We start from the raw sequence: 21355 nt of genomic DNA, 5'->3' as shown, positions 1-21355 counted from the left end.
ATCATTAGCATTACCTCCATTAGAAAGCTATCCTGATTATCAAGAAGCCTTAAAGTTTAAAAATCATCTCTCTTATAAACTTGGACAAGCTCTTATACAAGCTAATAAAACTTGGTATGGGGGGGGGTATATCAAGTTGCTATTTGAAGTTAGGAAGTTGAAGAAGAAATTTAAGTAAAACTAATAATTTCTTTCTAATTTTTGCTAAAATTATAAGATTAAATTATATCAAAATTAGAAAGAAAATTTTTATGGTTAATTACGAATACAGCGAACTTTTAAAAAAATTAAAAAACAAAGTTGGAAATATCGCTTCTATTATTAAGCCTGAAGAGATAAAAGCAAGGTTAAAAGAAATAGAAAATTTAGAAAATTCCCCTTCTTTTTGGAGTGATGTAAAACAAGCAGGGGTTATAGGTAAAGAAAAAACTAAAATCTCAAATTTATTAAAAAACTACGAAAATGCTTTTAATGCTTTAAATGACGCAAGTGAACTTTTTGATCTTGCTAATAGCGAAAATGACTTAGATACCATAGAAGCTTTATTTGAAGATGCAAACAAGTTAGAAGATCTTATTGTAAATCTTGAAATTTCTATGCTTTTAAGTGGAGAGAATGATGGTAAAAATGCCATAGTTTCCATTCACCCTGGAGCAGGTGGGACTGAGAGTAATGACTGGGCTAGCATGCTTTATAGAATGTATTTGAGATTTTGCGAAAGAGAAGGGTTTAAAGTAGAAACACTTGACTTTCAAGAAGGTGAAGAAGCAGGGCTTAAAGATGTAAGTTTTTTGGTAAAAGGCGAAAATGCTTATGGTTATTTAAAAGCTGAAAATGGCATTCATCGTTTGGTAAGAACTTCTCCTTTTGACAGCGCGGGTCGTCGTCATACGAGTTTTTCTAGCGTGATGGTTTCTCCTGAACTTGATGATGATATAGAAATAGAAATTGAAGAAAAAGACATAAGGATTGATTATTACCGCGCAAGTGGAGCAGGTGGACAACATGTCAATAAAACCGAATCAGCAGTGCGTATTACTCATATGCCAAGTGGTATAGTGGTACAGTGTCAAAATGATAGAAGTCAGCATAAAAACAAAGCAACCGCTTTTAAAATGCTAAAATCGCGTCTTTATGAGCTTGAGTTGATGAAACAACAAGATGAAGCTAATTCAAGCGAAAAAAGTGAGATAGGCTGGGGTCATCAAATTCGCTCTTATGTGCTTTTTCCTTATCAGCAGGTTAAAGATACACGTTCTAATGAAGCGTTTTCACAGGTTGATAATATCTTAGATGGAGATATTAAAAAGATTATAGAAGGTGTTTTGATAGCACAAAAAGCACAAGATTAAAGCGCAAAAGGAAGCAATATGCAAAAAATTCTAGTTTGTGTTGATGTTTTAGAGCCTTGTAAAGATATTTTGCATTATGGGGTATATTTAGCTAAAAAGCTAGATTTGCCTTTGATGTTCTTATACACCATAGAGCCAAATTTTACTAATGCTGAATTAGCTTGTAGTTTTAGTATAGAAGCAAGTGGATGTGTGATTGAGGATTTGGTAGAAGAACAAAGTCAAAAAAATGAGAGTCTTTGCAAAAAAGGGCAAAAAATTTTAGAAGAATTTTGCATTTATGCAAAGGAACAAGGCGTAAAAGAATGTCTAAGTGTCCAAAAAGATGGAGACTTAGAAGAAGTGTTAAGAGAATACAACGGTCAAATTAGATTGGCAATTGCTGGTTTAAAAGGTGGAGGCAAGAAAAATAAAATAGGCATTCATACAGAAGAATTAGTAAGAGCATTAAATGTGCCTATTTTGCTTGTAAATTCTGCATTCAAAGAAATCAAAAGCGTGATGATGGCTTATGATGGAAGTGTGTTAGCTAAAAAAGCTATAGAACAAGCCATTAAACAACCTATTTTTAAAGAAGCAAAGCGTTATGTGGTAAATGTATCTAAAGATGAAAAGACTTCTTGTGAGTTGTTAATGCAAGTGAGTCAAATTTTTACCGAGGCAGGCTTGAGTGTACAAACTCAGCACTTAAATGGTGAAATCGTGCAAGCCTTATTTGAATTTAATGAACAAAACGATATTGATTTATTGATCATGGGGGCATATTCGCATCATTGGCTTAAGAGTATTTTGTTTGGTAGTTTAACTAATGATATTTTAACTCAGGCTAAAAAGCCTTTATTGTTGATTCGCTAGCTTTTTGGTTAAGTCAAGGTAAGCAAATATGCTTACCTTTTATCGTTTTAGGGCGAATTTGTTTTTGATTTCTTCATGTCCTAGCATTTTTTGAGTATTGCAGTTTTTATTAATATCGAGTTTTTTAACATCATGATGAAAGTTGGTGCAATTGTGTAGTAAATATGCTAAAGTTTTGGCATTGTGCACATCCTATTTTGATAAATCTTGATCAAATTGCTTGCAGTTTTCAAACATATGTGCCATAGTGATGGCATTGTGCACATCCCAATTATCTACCTTGTGGTTAAATTTAAGGCAATTACAAAACATATAGTTTGTATCTTTAACATTGGACATATCCCAAGAAGATAAATCTTGATCAAATGCTTCACAGTCAAAAAACATACCTTCCATATTTTCAACATTGGAAACATTCCAATGGGAAATATCACTATTGAAGCTTTTACAACAATAAAACATATACGACATATCTTTGACATTAGACACATCCCAAGTTTCGATACCATTAAAATTGGTTCTAGTAGAATAGTAAAATAAATAAGACATATCTGTAATCAAGCTTACATCGATTTCATTTAAAGCAATAAACTCTTCTCTTACAAGAGCAACTAATTCACTTTTTGTTTTAGGTGTAAACATGTTAGCTCCTTTAGCTATTTAATTTTCCATACCAATTATAATATTAATTAAATATAAAATTTAAAAAAATAAATATTAAATTAATAAAAAAATATAATATGGAAAATTTTGTTACCATATGAAACAAATTAGAAATTAAAAAGCAAAATTAAGCTAATTGTTATAAATATAAGCCATATAAAAAGTAAAAATGCCATTAAAAATGGTTTAAAACCTGCATTTTTTAAAACATTTTTATGGATATTTACTCCTAAGGCTACCATAGCCATGGAAAGTAAAAGGGTGTCTAAGGTTTGTATGCTTGGTTTGATATAGTCTAATGCAAAATTAGTGTTGAGTATTTCAAGTGAGCTAATTCCACATGCTACTAAAAACCATAAGGCAAAATAAGGAATATTTGACCTAATTGAAATTTTATTGTCATTTTTGCTCAAAAATTTTACAGAAAAAAGAGTTAAAAAAAGTAAAAAAGGCACTAGCATTAAAACACGCATCATTTTTTCTATCACTGCGCCATCGCCTGCTTGTATTGCCTCACCTGCTGCAACTGCATGGGCGACTTCATGTAAACTTGCTCCCATAAAATAACCCATTTGTTTTAGACTAAAAAAATCAAACCAGCCCAAATTCCAAGCCAAAGGGTATAAAAACATTCCTAGTGTTCCAAAAACCACCACAGTACAAATTGCCACACCAACTTTAGCAGATCCACCTTTAACTACGCTTTCGCTTGCCATTACAGCTGCTGCTCCGCAAATACTAGATCCACTACTAATGAGTATACTTTCTTTGAGATCAAGTCCGAGTGATTTTCCTAGAAAAAGTCCTATAAAAAAAGTAGAAAATACTACTAAAAATGCAAGCAAAATGCCATTTATCCCAACTATTTCTAGATCATAAAAAGTAATTCTAAAACCATAAAGTATGATCCCAAGTCTTAAAATTTCTTTAGTAGCAATTTGAATAACACCTGATTTTTTAAGCAAATTAGCATTTTGATGTGCTAAGTTGCCTATCAAAGCCCCTAAACATACAGCTATAATCAAAGCCGAAATTCCAAGATTTTTAAAAAAGCTAAGTTCAGAAATAGCATAAGAACAAAAAGCTAAAGTAAAAAGTAGTAAAAATGCTTCAAATTTTCTATTTTTATATATATTTTTATGCATTGGTTTCCTTTTTTTGTGATCGTTTATGCAATTTTATTGTCTTTTTAATGATAAGTAAAATTAATTTTATTTGATATAATGATATAAATAATTTATCAAAAAGAGCGTAAATGACTTTAAAGCAGATAAGGTATTTTCAAGCCTTGTGTCATAATTTAAATTTAAGATCATGTGCTAAAGAATTAAATATAACTCAATCAGCATTGTCTCTAGCGATTTCAGAACTTGAGAAAAGCTTAAATACCCTTTTGTTTGATAGAAATGCTAAATTTTTTAGTTTAAATGAAAAAGGTAGATTGTTTTTAAAGCAAGTAGAACCTTTGATGTTAGAGTTAGAACGCATAGAAAAATCCATGCAAAATGATCAAAGTTATGAGTTAAATTTAAAGGTTAGTCAAAATGTTGGCACGTATTTACTTGGTAGTTTTTTGGACCAAAAAACCGAAAATATTAAGCTTATTTTATCTTTAGACAATACCAAAAACATTATCAAAGCGGTTTTAGATAAAGAGGTGGATATAGGTTTGATTGAGGGAATTTGTAAAGATAAGGATATAAAAAAGATTAAAATTTGTGATGATGAGCTTATTGTTGTGAGTAATAAAGATCTAAAAAAAGCTTTTTTCATAGATGAGCTTAGTTCTTTTAAATGGTTGACACGTGAGCATGGTTCTGGTGCAAAAGAAGTTTTTATGAGTGCTTTGCCAAAAGATGTAAGATTAAATATCGCTTATGAGCTTAATTCTACGGCTATGATTAAAGAACTTGTAAAGCATGGCGATTTTTTGGCGGTTTTACCGCAATTTAGTGTCAAAGAAGAACTTGAAAATAAAAAGTTATTTCAAGTGAGATTAAAAAATTTTAAAATTTCAAGAGAGCTTTGTTTGATTTATCACAAAAGCAAAAAGCCTAATGAAAAATTTAGTAAATTATGTGAGTTTTTAAAGTTTTGTATCCAAAAAGATCTAGCTTAGATCTTGAATGCACTGCTTAAAAACTTCACCTCTTTCTTCATAGGATATAAACTGATCCAAACTTGCACAAGCAGGACTGAGTAGGGCTACTTCATCGTGAGCTAGACTCGGGTGGATTTTTTTTACAGCTTGAGCTAAAATCTCACAAGAATGCGCTTTTAGGTTAGCATGTTTTGCATAATCAAGTATTTTTTGGGTGCTTTTTCCTATGGCGTAAAGTTCTATATCTAGACTTTTCATAAAAACAAATAAAGCACTTAGATCTACGCCTTTATCATCTCCACCTAGGATAAGATGAATTTTTTTATCTTTATAGCGTTTTAGGGCAGCCAAGCAAGCATCAAGATTAGTTGCTTTGGTGTCGTTTACCCAAAGTCTATTTTTATGATCAAATATCTCTTCAAGCTTATTTTTGTCCATTTTAAAGCTATTTAAAAGCTCATAAGAACAACGGTCTAAAATGATCTTTTCTATACTTAAGGCTATTAGTGCATCAAGTAAAAATGGTGTTTTAAAATGAATTTTTTCTAAGTCAATTTGCATTTTTTGGGCAAGATCTTGTTCGTTTTCATAGCTGATGATGTAAGCATGACTTGGGTAGTTTTCGTATTTTTTAGGTAAAATTGCTACATCGTTTTCATTCATTCTATCAAGTACGCTAAGTTTTGCTTGTTCGTAATCTTTAAAGCTTTTATGCCAAGAAAGATGATCGGGTGTAATAGGTAAAAGCGCATAAATTTCAGGTTTGGCTACCTTGGTATAAAAAAGCGAAAAAGAAGAACTTTCTAAAATCCATAATTTAGCATTAGTATCCATTTGTGCTAAAGGAGTTCCTATGTTTGCTCCCATTTGTGCATTGATGTGTTTTAAAAGCTGGTGGGTCATTTGCGTGGTGGTGGTTTTACCATTTGTTCCGCTAATCCATACACTTTTTGGCATAGCATCATAAAAAAAATCATATTCACTGCTTAAATTTTTTGCTTGTTGTATGAGAGAATGATCATTTGGAAAGCCAGGGCTTGGAATTTCTAAGTCACTTTTAGAGGGGTTGAAGTTGCAAGGCGGTAAAAGAGTATTGCCAAATTCATCTTTACTAATACTTGCAAAATGATCATCATAAATATCGCAGTTTCCAAAACGTTGTGCAAAAGCTTTGGTAGTTTTTCCGTAGCCAAAAAGTGAAATTTTCATTATCTTAACTTTATACTAATCAATGCGATGATATTTGCAAGCAAAGCTATCATCCAAAAACGTACGATGATTTTGTTTTCTACCCAGCCAATTTTTTCAAAGTGATGGTGAATGGGTGCCATTTTAAATACTCTTTTGTTGAAAATTTTAAAACTGCCTACTTGCAAGATGACTGAAATGGTTTCTAAAACAAAAACAAAACCTATAAGTAAAAGCAAAATTTCATTTTTGCTTACTATGCCAAGATAACCTATAAAAGCTCCTATGCTTAAGCTTCCACTATCTCCCATAAAAACTTGCGCAGGATAGCAGTTATACCATAAAAATCCCATAAGCGCACCTACTAAAGCCGCACTTAGTACCACAAGTTCTCCTAAACCTTGAATTTTAGGTAAAAATAAATAAGAACTATAAATAGCATTGCCACATAAGTATAAAAATACACCTAGGGTCAGTAGTGAAAAAATAGAAGGAACCGTCGCAAGACCATCAAGGCCATCGGTTAAATTTACAGCATTGGAACTTGATACGATAACTAAAACCCATAAAAATACCATAAATATTCCACCATCAAAAACAGCATGCTTGTAAAATGGTAGATAAAATTCAGTGTTTATATTGAAAAAATATAATAGCACAATACAAATAAAAGCTGCGCTAAATTGTCCTAAAAGTTTCATTTTAGGGCTTAATCCTGCATGATTGTCTTTTTTTAAAATCTTACCTAAATCATCTACCAAACCTATGGTACAAAACAATACCAAACATAACAAACCAACAATCACAAAAGCATTGTTTAAATCAGCACTTAAAACACTAGCCACAATGGTTGCAAAAATAAAGACAAGTCCACCCATAGTAGGAGTGTGAGATTTAGCTTGGTGTGATTGTGGGGCGTATTCGTAAATGGGTTGATTTGCTTTTTTATTTTGTGCCCATTTAATAAATTTTGGCATTAAAAATAAACTTAAAAATAATGCAACAAAAAATGCAAATCCAGCACGCACGCTAATATAAGAAAAAAACATATAATTTGTGTATTCTGTAAGATAAAGCAAAATTTTAACCTTATATTTGTTTTTTAAAAGCATAATTTTAGTAAAATCACATAAATAAATTATAAAAAAGAGTGAAAAATGAGTCAAAAATGCATTTTAATCATCACTGATGGTATAGGACATAATACAAATTCCAATTATAATGCTTTTTTTCATGCAAAAAAACCAACTTATGATATGCTTTTTAAAAACACGCCTAATGTTTTGATCCAAACTAGTGGTTTGGCTGTAGGTTTACCTGAGGGGCAAATGGGTAATAGTGAAGTAGGGCATATGTGTATAGGCAGTGGAAGAATAATTTATCAAAATTTGGTCAAGATAAATAAAGCTATAGAAAATGATACATTAAAAGATAACAAAGCTTTAAAAGAATTATTGCAAAAATGCAAAAGAGTGCATATTGTAGGGCTTTATAGCGATGGTGGGGTGCATTCTATGCATACGCATTTTAATGCGCTATTAAAAATTTGCAAATCTGCGAGTAAAGATGTTTTTGCACATGCGATTAGCGATGGTAGAGATTGTCCGCCAAATTCCGCTTTAGAATTTATCAAATCTTTGCAAGAATTTTGCGAAAAAGAAGAAATTCATCTTGCTTCTTTGGCGGGAAGATTTTATGCTATGGATAGAGATAAGCGTTATGATAGAGTTAAATCTTACTATGATGCTTTATTTGCTAAAGCGCCAAAGTGTGATGATTTTGCACAATTTATACAAAAAAATTATGATGAAAATATCACAGATGAGTTTTTAACCCCAGTTGTTAGCCAAAACTTTGATGGGATCAAAGCAGAAGATGGGGTGATTTTTATTAATTTTAGAAACGATAGAATGCGTCAGTTAGTTGCTTCTTTGACCCAAGAAAGTTTTAATGAATTTCCAAAAGAAATGCTTGTGAAAAATGCTATTACCATGAGTTTATATGATGAGAGTTTTAAACTACCTGTGATGTTTGAAAAAGAAGAATTAAACAATACTTTAGCTTCTGTAATAGCTAATGCAAATTTAAGCCAACTTCACACAGCCGAAACGGAAAAATATGCCCATGTGACCTTTTTCTTTAATGGGGGAAAAGAAGAGTTAGAATGTAATGAAACAAGAGTTTTAATCCCAAGTCCTAAGGTAAAAACATACGATGAAAAACCTCAAATGAGTGCTAAAGAAGTCGCAAATGAGGTGGTTAAGGGTATAGAAAATGGTATAGATTTTATCGTAGTTAATTTTGCAAATGGCGATATGGTAGGACATACGGGTGATTTTAATGCGGCTATTAGTGCAGTAGAATGTGTAGATGAATGTTTGGGTGAGGTTGTTGCAAAAGCAAGAGAGCATGGTTATGCTTTTATCATCACTTCAGATCATGGAAATTGTGAAGCGATGAGAGATGAAAATGAAAATATACTCACTAATCACACCACCTTTGATGTTTTTGCTTTTGTGGAAGCTAACGGGGTAGAAAAGTTAAAAGAAGGCATGGGGCTTAGTAATATAGCACCAAGTGTGCTTAAAATTTTAAATTTACCTATCCCAAAAGAAATGGATGAGGCTTTATTTTAATTGAAAGGAGAAAAAATGAAATTTAGTGGAAAAAATGTTTTGATAACAGGTGCAAGTAAAGGCATAGGTGCTGCAATAGCTAAAGAATTAGCAAGTTGTGGTTTGAAAGTTTGGATTAATTATAGAAGCAAACCTGAACTAGCTGATGCATTAAAAGAAGAAATAGAAAAAAATGGCGGTAGTGCAGCAGTGATTAAATTTGACGCTAGCGTTGAAGAAGAATTCACAAGTGCCATTGCAACTATCGTAGAAAGTGATGGTGAGCTTAGTTATTTGGTTAATAATGCAGGTATTACTAATGATAAATTAGCGCTTAGAATGAGCATGGAAGATTTTTCATCAGTGATTAATGCAAATTTAAATTCAAGCTTTTTAGGTTGTAGAGAAGCATTAAAAACAATGAGCAAAAAACGTTTTGGTGCAGTTGTAAACATTGCTTCTATAGTAGGAGAAATGGGAAATGCTGGCCAAACTAACTATAGTGCTAGTAAAGGTGGCATGATAGCGCTAACTAAATCTTTTGCTAAAGAGGGTGCAGCAAGAAATATAAGATATAACTGCATTACCCCAGGTTTCATAAAAAGTGATATGACGGAAGTTCTAAGTGATGAAATCAAACAAAATTATATTAGTAATATTCCTCTGAAGCGTTTTGCTGATGCAAGTGAAGTTGCACAAGCTGTGGCGTTTTTATTGAGTGATCATTCTTCTTATATCACAGGAGAAATTTTAAAAGTTAATGGTGGACTTTATATGTAAGCAAGGTTTAACCTTGCTTGCTTTCTATAGCAACCACTGCTATAGCAAAACCACCATCATGTGCTACGCTTACACTAGCTGATTTGATTTTAAATTCTTGCATTACTTTTTGAGAAAAGCAAACATGAGGAGCATTTTTATCATCTTTGGAAATGATGATATCAAAAAAAGAACATTCTTTAGAAATCCCAACTCCCAAAGCTTTAGAAGCAGCTTCTTTGATAGCCCAAAATCCTGCTAGGGTGTTGGTGTTTTTAATATAACTTTGCTCTTGCTTGGATAAAAATTTATCCAAGAAAAGCGTTTTATGTCTTTCATAAATTTTTTCTATGCGAGAGCATACGACGATATCACAGCCTATCATTAAGAAACTACAAAGTCGGTAAAGTAGATATTTTTGATAAAACCATCGGTTAAAACCTCATTGATTTTGGCGGTTAATTCATCTTTTAATCTTTCTTTGCCTTTGGTTGTGCTTACTTCTTCAAAGGTTTTTGAAGTCAGCGTTCTAATGATAATATCTCTAATAATAGCAACTTTTTTGTCTAATTCAGGAGTTAGAGTTTCGACATTTTGTTCAAGTTGAATGGTGCATTTTACATATCTTGATCCACCATCACTTAATAAATTTAAAGTAAAAGGCGCTAAAGGATACATCACTCCGATGTTAGAATAATCACTCCCTCTTGTTGCTACTGCATTAGTTTTTTTAGGAGCTTGTGCAACTTGTGCGCTTTCTTCAGCTTGTGGAGCTGGATTTTCTTCTGAACCACCACTAAACATCAAATAAGCAATTGCACCTACAATCACAAGTAAAAAGACAAATAAAAATACAACGATAATAATTACTAAGGTATTGCCACCTTTTTTCTTTGATTCGCCTTGTTCATCTATCATATCATCAGCCATATTTTTCCTTTTGTTAGAATTATTAAAGCGTTATTGTATCAAAAATTATTTTTTTTGAAAAATTACCCTTACTTGATTTTTTGCAAATGCCTATAAACACTAGGTTCTGAAATACTTAAAATATCAGCAACTTTAGGGATAACCCCTTTGACATTAAACACTCCTTTTTCATACAAACTTGCAATGATTTTTTGCTTTTCTTTGGGTTTTAAGCTTTTATTTTTAAATGTTTCTATGTCTACACCTGAGATATCTTCGATGATTTCTTCCAAGTTAAGCTTGATGTATTCTTTGTTTTCTTGTTCTGGATTTTCATAAGAGTTGTCGTAGATATTGCCAAGATTTAAAATTTCATCAGAAATTTTTTTAAACGCAGAGGTGTCGTGGTTGATACAAAGCAAGCCTTCAAGCTTCTCATCTTTTTTGATAAAAAATGTTGATCCTGACATCACTTGTGAGCTTTTAGCTGAAGTTTTATAGTGTGTGATGTAATCGCGCTCAAGGTAAATTTTGTTTTTGATCATCTCGATAGCAAAGCCTGTAAGAGGTGAATTTATAGTTCTTTTACTGATGTGATTATTGGCGATTTCTGCTATGTTGGTACCATCTTCACTTACATCGTGTAAGACTATTTCGTAGTTTCTTCCTAAAGCCTCTGCAAGAAATTTCACTAATTTAATATAGTATGTTCTTGTTTCTTTGTCCATGAGTTCCCCTTTTTTTGTGTCGATTTTGTAGTAAAAATATTAAAATAAGACTACTTTTCTTATTTTTTAACAATTTTAATACAAAATAAAAATATTTATGCTTAAAAAAAGATTATTTTTTGAAAAATAATAATTTTACAATCATTTTTTATTTTCTTACGAATTTTATTTTATTTTAATATTTAGATAATATAATTTATCAAATAATAAAAATTATTATTTGTAAAAAAGGAGAAAAAAATGAGAAAACTAACCAATGATTTTGGAAATATTGTCGCCGATAATCAAAACTCACTTAGTGCAGGCGCTAAAGGCCCACTTTTAATGCAAGATTATATTTTACTTGAAAAGCTTGCTCATCAAAACAGAGAAAGAATTCCAGAAAGAACGGTGCACGCAAAAGGAAGTGGTGCTTATGGAGAGCTTAAAATCACCAAAGACATATCTAAATATACCAAAGCAAAAGTTTTACAACTTGGAGAAACTATACCTTTGTTTATAAGATTTTCAACTGTTGCAGGAGAAGCAGGTGCTGCTGATGCAGAAAGAGATGTGAGAGGTTTTGCGATTAAATTTTACACTAAAGAAGGAAATTGGGATTTGGTAGGTAATAACACTCCAACATTTTTTATAAGAGATGCGTATAAATTTCCTGATTTTATCCATACTCAAAAAAGAGATCCAAGAAGTCATTTAAGAAGCAATAACGCCGCATGGGATTTTTGGAGTTTGTGTCCTGAAAGCTTACATCAAGTTACTATCTTAATGAGTGATAGGGGAATTCCTGCAAGTTATCGTCATATGCATGGATTTGGAAGCCATACCTATAGTTTGATTAATGATAAAAATGAAAGATTTTGGGTGAAATTTCATTTTAAAACCAAGCAAGGTATTAAAAATTTAACCAATGAAGAAGCTGCTAGTTTAATAGCTAATGATAGAGAAAGCCATCAAAGAGATTTATATGAAGCTATAGAAAAAGGAGATTTTCCAAAATGGACTTTCCAAATTCAAGTCTTAAAAGAAGATGAAGCAGAAAAATTAGGTTTTAATCCTTTTGATTTAACCAAAGTATGGCCACACAGCAAGGTTCCTTTGATAGAAGTAGGAGAATTGATTTTAAATAAAAATGTACAAAATTACTTTAATGAAGTAGAACAAGCTGCATTTAGTCCAAGCAATATCGTTCCTGGTATTGGTTTTAGTCCTGATAAAATGCTACAAGCAAGAATTTTTTCTTACTCTGATGCACATAGATACCGCATAGGGACAAATTATCATTTATTGCCAGTTAATCGTGCGCAAAGCGAGGTTAATACCTACAACGTAGCAGGTGCTATGAATTTTGATACTTATAAAAATGGTGCAGCTTATTATGAGCCAAATAGCTATGATGATAGTCCAAAAGAAGATAAAAATTACCTAGAGCCTGATTTGATACTTGAAGGTAATGCTCAAAGATATGCTCCACTTGATGATGATTTTTACACTCAACCAAAGGCCTTGTTTGATATAATGAATCAAGATCAAAAAGAGCAACTGTTTAAAAACATCGCAGCATCTATGGCTGGAGTTGATGAAAAAATCATACAAAGAGCATTGGGGCATTTTGAAAAAATTTCAAGTGAATATGCAAATGGTGTGAAAAAAGCATTAAATATGTAATTTTTACTTGCCACTTTTAAAAGTGGCAAACTAAAGATTATAAAAGGAAAAATATGTTTAACAATGAAGAAGAAAAAAGAATTCAAGAGCTTTGCACTATGGCTTTTGATTTTGCAAGAAAAAATGATGTAGAAAATTTAAAGATTATGATAGAAGCAGGTTTGAGTGTCAATTTAAAAAACCACAAAGGTGATAGTCTTTTAATGCTTGCAAGTTACCATAATGCTTATGAATGCGCAAAGTTTTTACTAGAAAATGGTGCGAGTGTAGATGAGAAAAATGATAGAGGGCAAACTCCATTAGCAGGGGTGTGTTTTAAAGGTTATTTGCCTATGTGTAAAATTTTAGTTCAATATGGAGCAAATATAGATGAAAATAATGGTCTTGGTATGACACCTTTTAGTTTTGCATTGATGTTTGGTCATAGAGATATAGTGGAGTTTTTAACTCAGCAATCACAAAAGAATTTTTTCAAAAAAACAGCCTTGCTTGTATTAAAAATTTTCAAAAGAAAACAAAGTTAAACTCTTTGAAAAAATAAAAATTATAAAATTATCCTTTTATTTGCAAATAAAAGGATAAACATGTCGCAAAAAGCAGAGAAATTATGGGGTGGACGTTTTGATTTGCCTACAAATAAATTGGTTGAAGAATACACCGCGTCATTGCCGGTTGAGCCAAGACTTGCTCCTTTTGATATACAAGGAAGCATAGTTCATTGCACTATGCTTGCAAAACAAGGCATTATCAAAGAAGATGAAGCAAAGGCTATCATTAAGGGTTTAGAGCAAGCTAGAGAAGAAATTCAAAATGGTACTTTTGTGTTTGATATAGCTGATGAGGATATTCATATGGCTGTAGAAAAAAGAATGACACAAATTGTAGGTCCTGTGGGAGGAAAGCTTCATACAGCAAGAAGTAGAAACGATCAAACCACCCTTGATTCAAAAATGCATATGATGGCAGTTATTAAAGAGATCTTGAGTCAAATCACTACTTTACAAGAAGAGATTATTCATCAAGCTCAAAAAAATATTAAAGCTATTATGCCAGGTTATACTCATTTGCAAACAGGCCAGCCGATACTTTTTTCACATTGGATTATGGCGTATTTTTGGATGTTAAGCAGGGATTATTCTCGTTTTGAAGATTTATATAAAAGAATGCAAGAGTGTCCTTTAGGAGCAGCTGCTTTAGGGGGAACTACTTTTAATATTGATAGGCATTTTTGCGCAAAAGAATTAGGCTTTGCCAAGCCAACTGAAAATAGCATTGATAGTGTTAGCGATAGAGATCATATGGTGGAGTTTACTTCTATTGCAGCGATGTGTTTTATGCATCTTAGTCGTTTTTGTGAAGAAGTGATTATCTTTTCAAGTCAAGATTTTAAATTTATAGAATTAAGTGATGATTTTTGCACTGGTTCAAGCATAATGCCTCAAAAGAAAAATCCTGATGTAGCTGAAAAAATGCGTGGTAAAACAGGTAGAATGTATGGGAATGTTATGGCTATGTTGACCATCATGAAAGGAATTCCACTTGCTTATAATACTGATATGAGTGAAGATAAGGCGCAAGTTTATGATTCTATGGATACTTTAATGGCAAGTTTGAAAATTTTAACTCCTATGATAGAAAAAATGCAAGTAAATGCTGAAAATACAAGAAAAGCTGCAGCAAAAGGCTTTTCAAATGCAACTGATATGGCTGATTATTTAGTAAGAAAAAACATACCTTTTAGAGAGGCTCATAGCATTGTAGGTTCTGCGGTAAATTACTGTATAAAACATGGGAAAATGCTTGAAGAACTTAGTATGGAAGAATTACATCAATTTAGCAAAAGTATTCAAGATGATATTTATGAAGCAATTGCTTTGGAAACTTGCGTAGATGCAAGAGTATCTTATGGTGGAACTGGTACTAAGGTTGTGTTAGAACAAATTGAACATGCTAAAGCGTTGTTGGTTCAAAACAAGGCATAGTTGAATGGATTTGATTTTTATATTAGAACTTTTTATCATCTTTTCTATGATAGCCATAGGTGGTAGATATGGTGGTATAGGACTTGGGGTTGCAGGTGGACTTGGCATGTGTATTTTGGTTTTGGTTTTTGGTATGCAACCTGCTTCACTTCCTGTGAGTGTTGTGTTTATCATATTAGCTGTGATTACTTGTGTGAGTGTTTTACAGAGTGCAGGTGGACTTGATTTGCTAGTGAAAATAGCAGAAAAAATTTTAAAGAAAAAACCTCAAGCTATCGTCTTTATGGGACCTTTGATCAGCTCTACTTTTACGATTTTTTGTGGTACTACTTATGTGGCGTTTTCTATTTATCCAGTGATTGCTGAAGTAGCTGCTCAGGCTAAAATTCGACCCGAAAGAGCGCTTTCAGTTTCAGTGATTGCAGCGGGTATTGGGGTGATAGCTTCTCCTATGAGTGCAGCTACTGCTGCTATGGTAGCCATACTAGCTTTTAGTGGTACAACAATAGTGCAAATTCTAATGATAAGCTTACCCGCTTTTTTTATAGGTGTATTTTTTGCGTGTTTAAGTGTTTTTAAAAGAGGTAGAGAGCTGGAGCAAGATGAGGAATTTTTAAGAAGAATAAAAGCTGGAGAGTATCATTTTTTAAATGAAGACTTACAAAACAAAGATAGTGAGCACAATCCTATGGCAAAAAGATCTTTATATGTCTTTGCCTTAGGAATTTTAGCCATTATTTTTTTTGGTACTTTTACAAATTTGTTGCCTCATTATGAGCTTTCAAATGGCAATATTGAAAGACTCTCTACGCCAAATTTAATTCAAATGATCATGCTAGCAACAGCATGCTTAATCATGCTTTTTGCTAAAGTACCTGCTAATAAACTTGGTGAAGCTTCGGTGTTTAGATCTGGGCTTATAGGGGTTATAGGGGTTTTTGGTGTAGCATGGATGACAGGAACATTTTTTGAAGCCTATAAGCCATTATTTAGTGATTCTTTATCGCATGTTGTAGAGGATTATCCTTATTTGTTTGGGGTAGCTTTATTTGCTTTTTCTATGGTGATTTTTTCTCCTTCGGCTACTGTGGCTGCGTTAATGCCTTTGGGTGTAAGCTTAGGAATACCTCCTCATATTCTCATTGTGCTTTATCCTTGTGTATGTGGAGATTTCATAGTGCCAGGAGCTAATCAAATAGCTTGTGTTGCTTTTGATAGAACAGGCACAACAAGAATTGGCAAATTTGTGATTAATCATTCGTATCTAAGGCCAGGGTTTGTTTTAGTTTTTAGCGCAACTATCGCAGGTTATTTTATCTCTAAGCTTGTATTTTAAACTTAGAGATTATTTTTAAGTTTTTGAAGATACCTATAAACGCTAGGTTCTGATATATTTAGTAGTTTGGCAACTATAGGTATACTTCCTTTGATATTGAAAATCCCTTTTGAGTGTAGTTTTTTGATGATCTCATCTTTTTGTTCAGTACTTAAGCTATAGCCTGAATTGAGATACTTTAAATCAATGTTTTCTGCTAAAATATCTTCTATGGAATGACTAAGTGTTTCTATATTACTCATGTTGTGTAAATTGACATTATTTTGACTATGAATATCTAATAAATCACTAAAATCGTTAATCTTTTCAAGTTCTATGATTTTACTAATGGCACTTCTAAGTTCTGTTGTGTCGTGATTTATACATAAAATCCCTACGATTTTATTTTGATTTTTGATGAAAAAAGTTGATCCGGTAACAATTTTGGATTTTCCCACTCTTGCTTTATAATCACAAAGAAAATCTTTGTTTAAATACTCTTTTTCTTGGACTAGTTCGCTTGCAAAAGAAGTTAAAGGCGAGCTAGTCGTTCTTCCACTAATATGGTTATTTGCAATAGCTGCTATATAAGATCCCTCATCTGAAATCACATGAAAAACGATTTCATATTGTTTCCCAAGAACTTGCCCTAAAAACTGCGTAAGTTTAATAAATAATTCTTTTTGTTGTTCATCCATGATCTAGACCTTTTTGTTGTTTTTTGTTATTTTACAAAATATTTCATCAAAGTTGTTAATATTTACTTATAATAAAAAAAATTATTATTATAATAAAAAAATATTGACAATTTATTATTATGATGATAATATTATATTGTGAATTTATTTAATTACAAGGAGTAAACATGGCAAATTATCCAAAAGCGATAGGACCATATTCAGCTTATAGAGAAGCTAATGGTTTGTTATTTATTTCAGGACAACTTCCTATTAACCCAGAAAGCGGAAATATAGAAAGTGAAGATGTAAAAGATCAAACAAGACAATCGTTGTTAAACATTAAGGCTATTTTAGAGGAAAATAATCTGTATTTTAATAATGTGGTAAAAACCACTTGCTTTTTAGCAAATATTGATGATTTTGTTGCTTTCAATGAAGTGTACTCTGAATTTTTCGCAGCTCCATATCCTGCAAGAAGTGCTTTTGCGGTAAAAGATCTTCCAAAAGGAGCAAAAGTGGAGATAGAGGTTATCGCTCATAAAGGATAAAGCATGTTAGGTTTATGCTTCGCGTTATGCTCTATAATTTTACTTGTTTTTATGCTTTATAAAAAAGTCAACGCCCATATGGCGTTGCTTTTAAGTGGTTTATTCTTGCTGTCTTTGGCGGGAATTTTTGGACTTTCTCCTATTATTGGTGAAAAACAATCATTACATTTAGGTTTTTTTGATATTTTCCAAGTAGTCAATACTAAAATGTCAAGCACCTTAGCAGGACTTGGACTTACTTTGATGTGTGTGGCGGGTTTTTCAGCTTATATGGATCATGTAGGTGCAAGTTATGCGTTGTTTAAGGTATTTGAAAAACCTCTCAAGGTAGTAAAATCCCCTTATATTTTACTCTTAGTTTCTTATTTTGTTGTTCAGTTTTTAGTGCTTTTTATACCTTCACATGCAGGTTTAGCACTGTTGTTGATGGTTACAATGTATCCAATCTTAGTGCGTACTGGCGTGTCCAAGCTTTCAGCGCTTTCAATTATTGCTATTTGTCAATACATCGATCATGGGCCAGGTAGTGGTAATGTGATTTTGGCTGCAAAAACAGCAGAGATTGATCCTGCGGTGTATTTTGTACATTATCAACTTCCTACAACTTGCCCTATTATTATAGCAGTAGGTATTGCGGTTTATTTTTGTTCAAAATACTTTGATAAAAAAGAAAATTTTGTATTTAATCGTGATGAGGTTGAAAGAGAATTAGCAGAGCATGATGGTAATAATGAAGAGTTGAAAAAACCACCTAGAATTTATGCAATTTTACCTATTTTACCTTTGGTGTTGATTTTAGGTTTTAGTAGTGTTGTAGATAGCATTATGATTTTAATGGGAATTACCACCATAGAAGAAGTGAAAGCAGCTTCATCTACTGCTATTAAAATGAATGTACCAGTTGCGATGATGATCTCAACTTTTATAGCAATTGCATTTGAAGTTATTCGTTATAGAAGTTTGGTTGATACTTTAAATTCTATTATGGTATTTTTTAAAGGTATGGGGCATTTGTTTGTGATTACGGTGTCTTTGATTATATGTGGTCAAGTTTTTGCAAGTGGACTTTTATCGGTTGGTTTTGTAGATACCTTGATAGATTTTGCAAAAAATGCGGGTTTTAGCGTGTTTGCTATTATTATAGCAGTATCTATTTTGCTTGCTGTGTGTGCATTTTTAATGGGATCTGGAAATGCAGCATTTTTTTCTTTTGCTCCACTCATTCCTAATATAGCAAAATCTTTTGGAGTAGATACTATATCCATGATCGCACCTATTCAAATCATGACAGGCTTTGGTAGATGTATTTCGCCGATTGCACCTGCTATATTAGCTATTTCAGCTATGGCAAAAGTAAATCCACTGCAAGTGGTAAAAAGAACACTTATCCCTATGCTAGTAGCTGCTATTGTGAATATGATCATGACTTATATTTATTTGTAAAAAGGAGTAAAAAGTGAACAATAAAACTAAACTTATTCATCTTGGAAGAGGTGATCAAAATGTTGAAGCAAGATCGGTTAACCCTACCTTAATGCGTGCTTCTACTATACTTTTTAAAGATCATGCCACATGGCAAAAATACCGAGATTTAAGAAAAACAGATCGTGTTTTAACGTATGGAGCTAGAGGCACGGCAACGAATTTTGAATTAGAAAAACTAATTTGTGAGCTTGAAGGTGGATATAGAGCACAGCTTTTTCCAACGGGTCTTGCAGCTTTGGCTATGGTGCTTTTAAATTATGCGAGCAAGGATGCGCATATTTTAATCACTGATGCTATTTATGGCCCTGTTAGAACGATTTGTGATTTATTTTTGGCAAAAATGGGCGTAGAAATAGATTTTTTAAAAGCAGATGCAAGCGATGTGGTAGAAAAAATTAAGCCAAACACTAAGCTAATACTTTGCGAAAGTCCAGGTTCTATACTATATGAAATCATTGACTTACCAAAGCTTTGTGAAATCGCGCATAAGCATAACATACCAGTAGCGATTGATAATACATATTCAAGTGGATATTTTTTCAATCCTTTAGAGTATGGAGCGGATATTTCAGTGATTGCTGCAACTAAGTATTTAAGTGGGCATTCAGATGTGACTATGGGTATAGTTATAACTAATGAAAAAGAGTGGCAAAATTTTGACAAATTACCAGAAGCTTTAGGTTTTACCACTAGTCCTGATGATTGTTATTTGGTGCTTCGTGGTATGAGAACTTTAGATGTTAGAATGAGAGCACATGAAAAAAGCGCAGATGAGGTGGTGGAGTTTTTGCAAAGTAGAAAAGAGGTTAAAACGATTTTTTATCCAAAATTAAAAACTCATCCAAATCATGAAGTATTTATGCGCGATCATAAAGGTGCTAATGGTATGGTTACGATTGAATTTGCAGATGATATTTCTAAAGAACAAGCTATTTTATTTGTTGATAGCTTAGAATACTTTTCAATTGGAGCAAGCTGGGGTGGATATGAGAGTTTGGCTACGGTTACAACCCCACCTAGAACTGCAACAGATTGGAGTAAAAGAGGGCCTTTTGTGAGATTTCATATAGGTCTTGAAGATAGCAAGGATTTGATTGCTGATTTAAAACAAGCATTTGAAAAAATCAATTTAAAAGGATAAAACATGGGTGTAAGTGTATTTGATATGAGACTGCTTCAAGATTCTTGGAGCACTCCTGCAATGAGAGCTATTTTCAGTGAAGAAAATAGAATTCAAAAATGGCTTGATGTAGAAGCTGCTTTGGCAAAAGCTCAAGCAAAACTCGGCATCATTCCTAATGAGGCGGCTGTGGAAATAGCTAAAAAGGCTCATTATCAATTTATGGATATGGATTATATTTTTGCTGAGTTTAAAAAGACCAAGCACCCTTTAGTCCCTACTGTGCGTGGTTTAGAAAAAGCTTGCGAAAATGGTTTAGGTGAGTATGTACATTTTGGTGTAACTACTCAAGATATTATCGATACGGGATTGGTTTTGCAGTTTAAAGAAGCTATGGCTTTAATCAAACAGGATTTAAAAGAAATAGCAAAAAATTTAGCAAAAATCGCTAAAGAGCATAAAAACACTGCAATGATGGGAAGAACTTTAGCTTTGCAAGCTTTACCTATAACCTTTGGACATAAAGTTGCAATTTGGCTTAGTGAGTTAAATCGCCACTATGAAAGAATTATCGAGCTTGAAAAAAGATTATATGTAGGATTAATCGTAGGTGCAGTAGGAACTAAAGCAAGTTTAAGTGAAAAGGCTAATGAGGTAGAAAAGCTTACTTTGGAGAGTTTAGGTTTAGAAGTGCCTGATATCTCATGGCAACCAGCAAGAGATCGCTTTGTGGAACTTGGTTATGTTTTAGGCAATATCAATGCAACTTTTAACAAAATCGCACATCAACTGTTAATCTTAACTCACAATGAAATAGACGAGATTGCTGAACCTTTTGGAAAAGGTCAGGTGGGAAGTTCTACTATGCCTCATAAGAGAAATCCTGCTGTAAGCGAAAATGCTGTAACAGTAAGTAATGCTTTAAGAGCAAATATTGCAATTATAGGCGATATAGAAAGACATGAGCATGAAAGAGATGGACAAGTTTGGAAAATGGAGTGGAAACTTTTACCAGAAGCTTTTTTAATGCTTTCTGTGATCTTGGCAAATATGAAATTTGTTTTCGAAGATTTAGAGGTTAAAAAAGACAAAATGTTAAAAAATCTTAACACACTTGATGGTTTTGTATTAGCAGAGCGTGTAATGTTTGCTTTGAGTGATCATTATGGTAAGCAACATGCGCATGAAATTGTATATGAAAATGCCATGAGGGGGATAGAAAACCATAAAACATTCAAAGAAGTCTTGCTTGATGATGAGCGTGTGAGTAAGGTTTTAAGCGAAAAAGATATTGATGCTTTGATGGATGCGACAACTTATGTGGGATATGCACCAAAGCTAGTTGATGAATTTTTAGAAAAAATCGCTAATGCTGAAATTTTAAAGTAGT

21 protein-coding genes and 1 pseudogene are annotated in these 21355 nt (G+C 32.6%); 14 read left to right on the top strand and 8 right to left on the bottom strand.

Features of this window, described 5'->3' with window-relative positions; all coding sequences use genetic code 11:
• From CKA54_RS07800 to CKA54_RS06765, 3 genes and pseudogenes are all read left to right on the top strand, one after another.
• A pseudogene (locus CKA54_RS07800) lies at positions 1-178 on the top strand (alpha-2,3-sialyltransferase); the annotation flags it as partial.
• Between the two features lie 73 nt (positions 179-251).
• Positions 252-1352, top strand: coding sequence for a peptide chain release factor 2 (prfB, locus tag CKA54_RS06770; protein WP_120760818.1), 1101 nt, complete (start codon positions 252-254; stop codon positions 1350-1352).
• 18 nt (positions 1353-1370) lie between these two features.
• Positions 1371-2207: a universal stress protein gene (locus CKA54_RS06765; RefSeq protein ID WP_120760817.1), complete on the top strand. Its 837-nt coding sequence runs from the start codon at positions 1371-1373 to the stop codon at positions 2205-2207.
• A gap of 192 nt (positions 2208-2399) precedes the next feature.
• On the opposite strand, the gene CKA54_RS06760 is transcribed toward CKA54_RS06765, so the two are convergent.
• Together CKA54_RS06760 and CKA54_RS06755 are read right to left on the bottom strand one after the other, a co-directional pair.
• Positions 2400-2849 carry a BspA family leucine-rich repeat surface protein gene (locus CKA54_RS06760; protein WP_172586680.1) on the bottom strand — a complete coding sequence of 150 codons (450 nt, stop codon included), beginning with the start codon at positions 2847-2849 and terminating at the stop codon, positions 2400-2402.
• Between the two features lie 128 nt (positions 2850-2977).
• A complete protein-coding gene (locus tag CKA54_RS06755; protein ID WP_120760816.1) occupies positions 2978-4015 on the bottom strand; it encodes a putative sulfate exporter family transporter in 1038 nt (345 codons plus the stop codon).
• 110 nt (positions 4016-4125) lie between these two features.
• On the opposite strand from CKA54_RS06755, the gene CKA54_RS06750 reads away from it, so the two are divergent.
• Positions 4126-4989, top strand: coding sequence for a LysR family transcriptional regulator (locus CKA54_RS06750; RefSeq protein ID WP_120760815.1), 864 nt, complete (start codon positions 4126-4128; stop codon positions 4987-4989).
• Here the strand turns inward: CKA54_RS06750 and murD are convergent.
• On the bottom strand, positions 4981-6180 hold the full coding sequence (gene murD, locus CKA54_RS06745; protein WP_120760814.1) for a UDP-N-acetylmuramoyl-L-alanine--D-glutamate ligase: 1200 nt from the start codon (positions 6178-6180) through the stop codon (positions 4981-4983). The genes CKA54_RS06750 and murD overlap by 9 nt on opposite strands.
• Positions 6180-7238: a phospho-N-acetylmuramoyl-pentapeptide-transferase gene (gene mraY, locus CKA54_RS06740; RefSeq protein WP_120760819.1), complete on the bottom strand. Its 1059-nt coding sequence runs from the start codon at positions 7236-7238 to the stop codon at positions 6180-6182. Before mraY ends, murD begins: the two co-directional genes overlap by 1 nt.
• 78 nt (positions 7239-7316) lie before the next feature.
• Between mraY and gpmI the strand changes: the two genes are divergently transcribed.
• Both gpmI and fabG read left to right on the top strand, forming a co-directional pair.
• Positions 7317-8795, top strand: a complete 1479-nt coding sequence (gene gpmI, locus CKA54_RS06735; protein WP_120760813.1) for a 2,3-bisphosphoglycerate-independent phosphoglycerate mutase — start codon at positions 7317-7319, stop codon at positions 8793-8795.
• A 15-nt stretch (positions 8796-8810) separates the two neighbouring features.
• The gene (fabG, locus tag CKA54_RS06730; RefSeq protein ID WP_120760812.1) at positions 8811-9554 is read left to right on the top strand and encodes a 3-oxoacyl-ACP reductase FabG; all 744 of its coding nucleotides are present in this window, start codon (positions 8811-8813) and stop codon (positions 9552-9554) included.
• A gap of 7 nt (positions 9555-9561) precedes the next feature.
• Here fabG and acpS read toward each other — a convergent pair whose 3' ends face one another.
• The 3 genes from acpS to CKA54_RS06715 form a co-directional block, all read right to left on the bottom strand.
• A complete protein-coding gene (gene acpS / locus CKA54_RS06725) occupies positions 9562-9918 on the bottom strand; it encodes a holo-ACP synthase (protein WP_120760811.1) in 357 nt (118 codons plus the stop codon).
• Complete coding sequence (fliL, locus tag CKA54_RS06720) at positions 9918-10463, bottom strand: flagellar basal body-associated protein FliL (protein ID WP_120760810.1); 546 nt, start codon at positions 10461-10463, stop codon at positions 9918-9920. The genes acpS and fliL overlap by 1 nt, the downstream gene beginning before the upstream one ends.
• Before the next feature lie 68 nt (positions 10464-10531).
• A complete protein-coding gene (locus CKA54_RS06715; RefSeq protein WP_120760809.1) occupies positions 10532-11170 on the bottom strand; it encodes a PAS domain-containing protein in 639 nt (212 codons plus the stop codon).
• Positions 11171-11410: 240 nt separating this feature from the next.
• On the opposite strand from CKA54_RS06715, the gene CKA54_RS06710 reads away from it, so the two are divergent.
• The 4 genes from CKA54_RS06710 to CKA54_RS06695 are packed head-to-tail and all read left to right on the top strand — an operon-like array spanning position 11411 to position 16153.
• Positions 11411-12835 (top strand): catalase, encoded by a 1425-nt coding sequence (locus CKA54_RS06710; RefSeq protein WP_120760808.1) that lies wholly within the window; start codon positions 11411-11413, stop codon positions 12833-12835.
• Between the two features lie 53 nt (positions 12836-12888).
• Positions 12889-13359, top strand: a complete 471-nt coding sequence (locus tag CKA54_RS06705) for an ankyrin repeat domain-containing protein (protein ID WP_120760807.1) — start codon at positions 12889-12891, stop codon at positions 13357-13359.
• 60 nt (positions 13360-13419) lie between these two features.
• The gene (gene argH, locus CKA54_RS06700) at positions 13420-14817 is read left to right on the top strand and encodes an argininosuccinate lyase (RefSeq protein WP_120760806.1); all 1398 of its coding nucleotides are present in this window, start codon (positions 13420-13422) and stop codon (positions 14815-14817) included.
• Positions 14818-14821: 4 nt separating this feature from the next.
• Positions 14822-16153: an anaerobic C4-dicarboxylate transporter family protein gene (locus CKA54_RS06695; protein ID WP_120760805.1), complete on the top strand. Its 1332-nt coding sequence runs from the start codon at positions 14822-14824 to the stop codon at positions 16151-16153.
• A 2-nt stretch (positions 16154-16155) separates the two neighbouring features.
• Here CKA54_RS06695 and CKA54_RS06690 read toward each other — a convergent pair whose 3' ends face one another.
• A complete protein-coding gene (locus CKA54_RS06690; RefSeq protein ID WP_120760804.1) occupies positions 16156-16830 on the bottom strand; it encodes a PAS domain-containing protein in 675 nt (224 codons plus the stop codon).
• 167 nt (positions 16831-16997) lie between these two features.
• Here CKA54_RS06690 and CKA54_RS06685 point away from each other — a divergent pair, with 167 nt between their 5' ends.
• The 4 genes from CKA54_RS06685 to purB are packed head-to-tail and all read left to right on the top strand — an operon-like array spanning position 16998 to position 21354.
• Positions 16998-17360, top strand: a complete 363-nt coding sequence (locus CKA54_RS06685) for a Rid family detoxifying hydrolase (RefSeq protein WP_120760803.1) — start codon at positions 16998-17000, stop codon at positions 17358-17360.
• A 3-nt stretch (positions 17361-17363) separates the two neighbouring features.
• Entirely contained in the window at positions 17364-18803 is a 1440-nt protein-coding gene (gene dcuC / locus CKA54_RS06680; protein WP_120760802.1) for a C4-dicarboxylate transporter DcuC, read from the top strand.
• 13 nt (positions 18804-18816) lie between these two features.
• A complete protein-coding gene (metC, locus tag CKA54_RS06675; protein ID WP_120760801.1) occupies positions 18817-19986 on the top strand; it encodes a cystathionine beta-lyase in 1170 nt (389 codons plus the stop codon).
• A gap of 3 nt (positions 19987-19989) precedes the next feature.
• Positions 19990-21354 (top strand): adenylosuccinate lyase, encoded by a 1365-nt coding sequence (gene purB, locus CKA54_RS06670; protein ID WP_120760800.1) that lies wholly within the window; start codon positions 19990-19992, stop codon positions 21352-21354.
• The last annotated feature ends 1 nt before the right edge of the window (position 21355 follow it).

The organism is Campylobacter sp. P255 (assembly GCF_003627915.1).
Lineage (GTDB): Bacteria > Campylobacterota > Campylobacteria > Campylobacterales > Campylobacteraceae > Campylobacter_D.
Note: the sequence above shows the minus strand (reverse complement) of the source record. Positions and strands in the feature narration are given on the sequence as shown.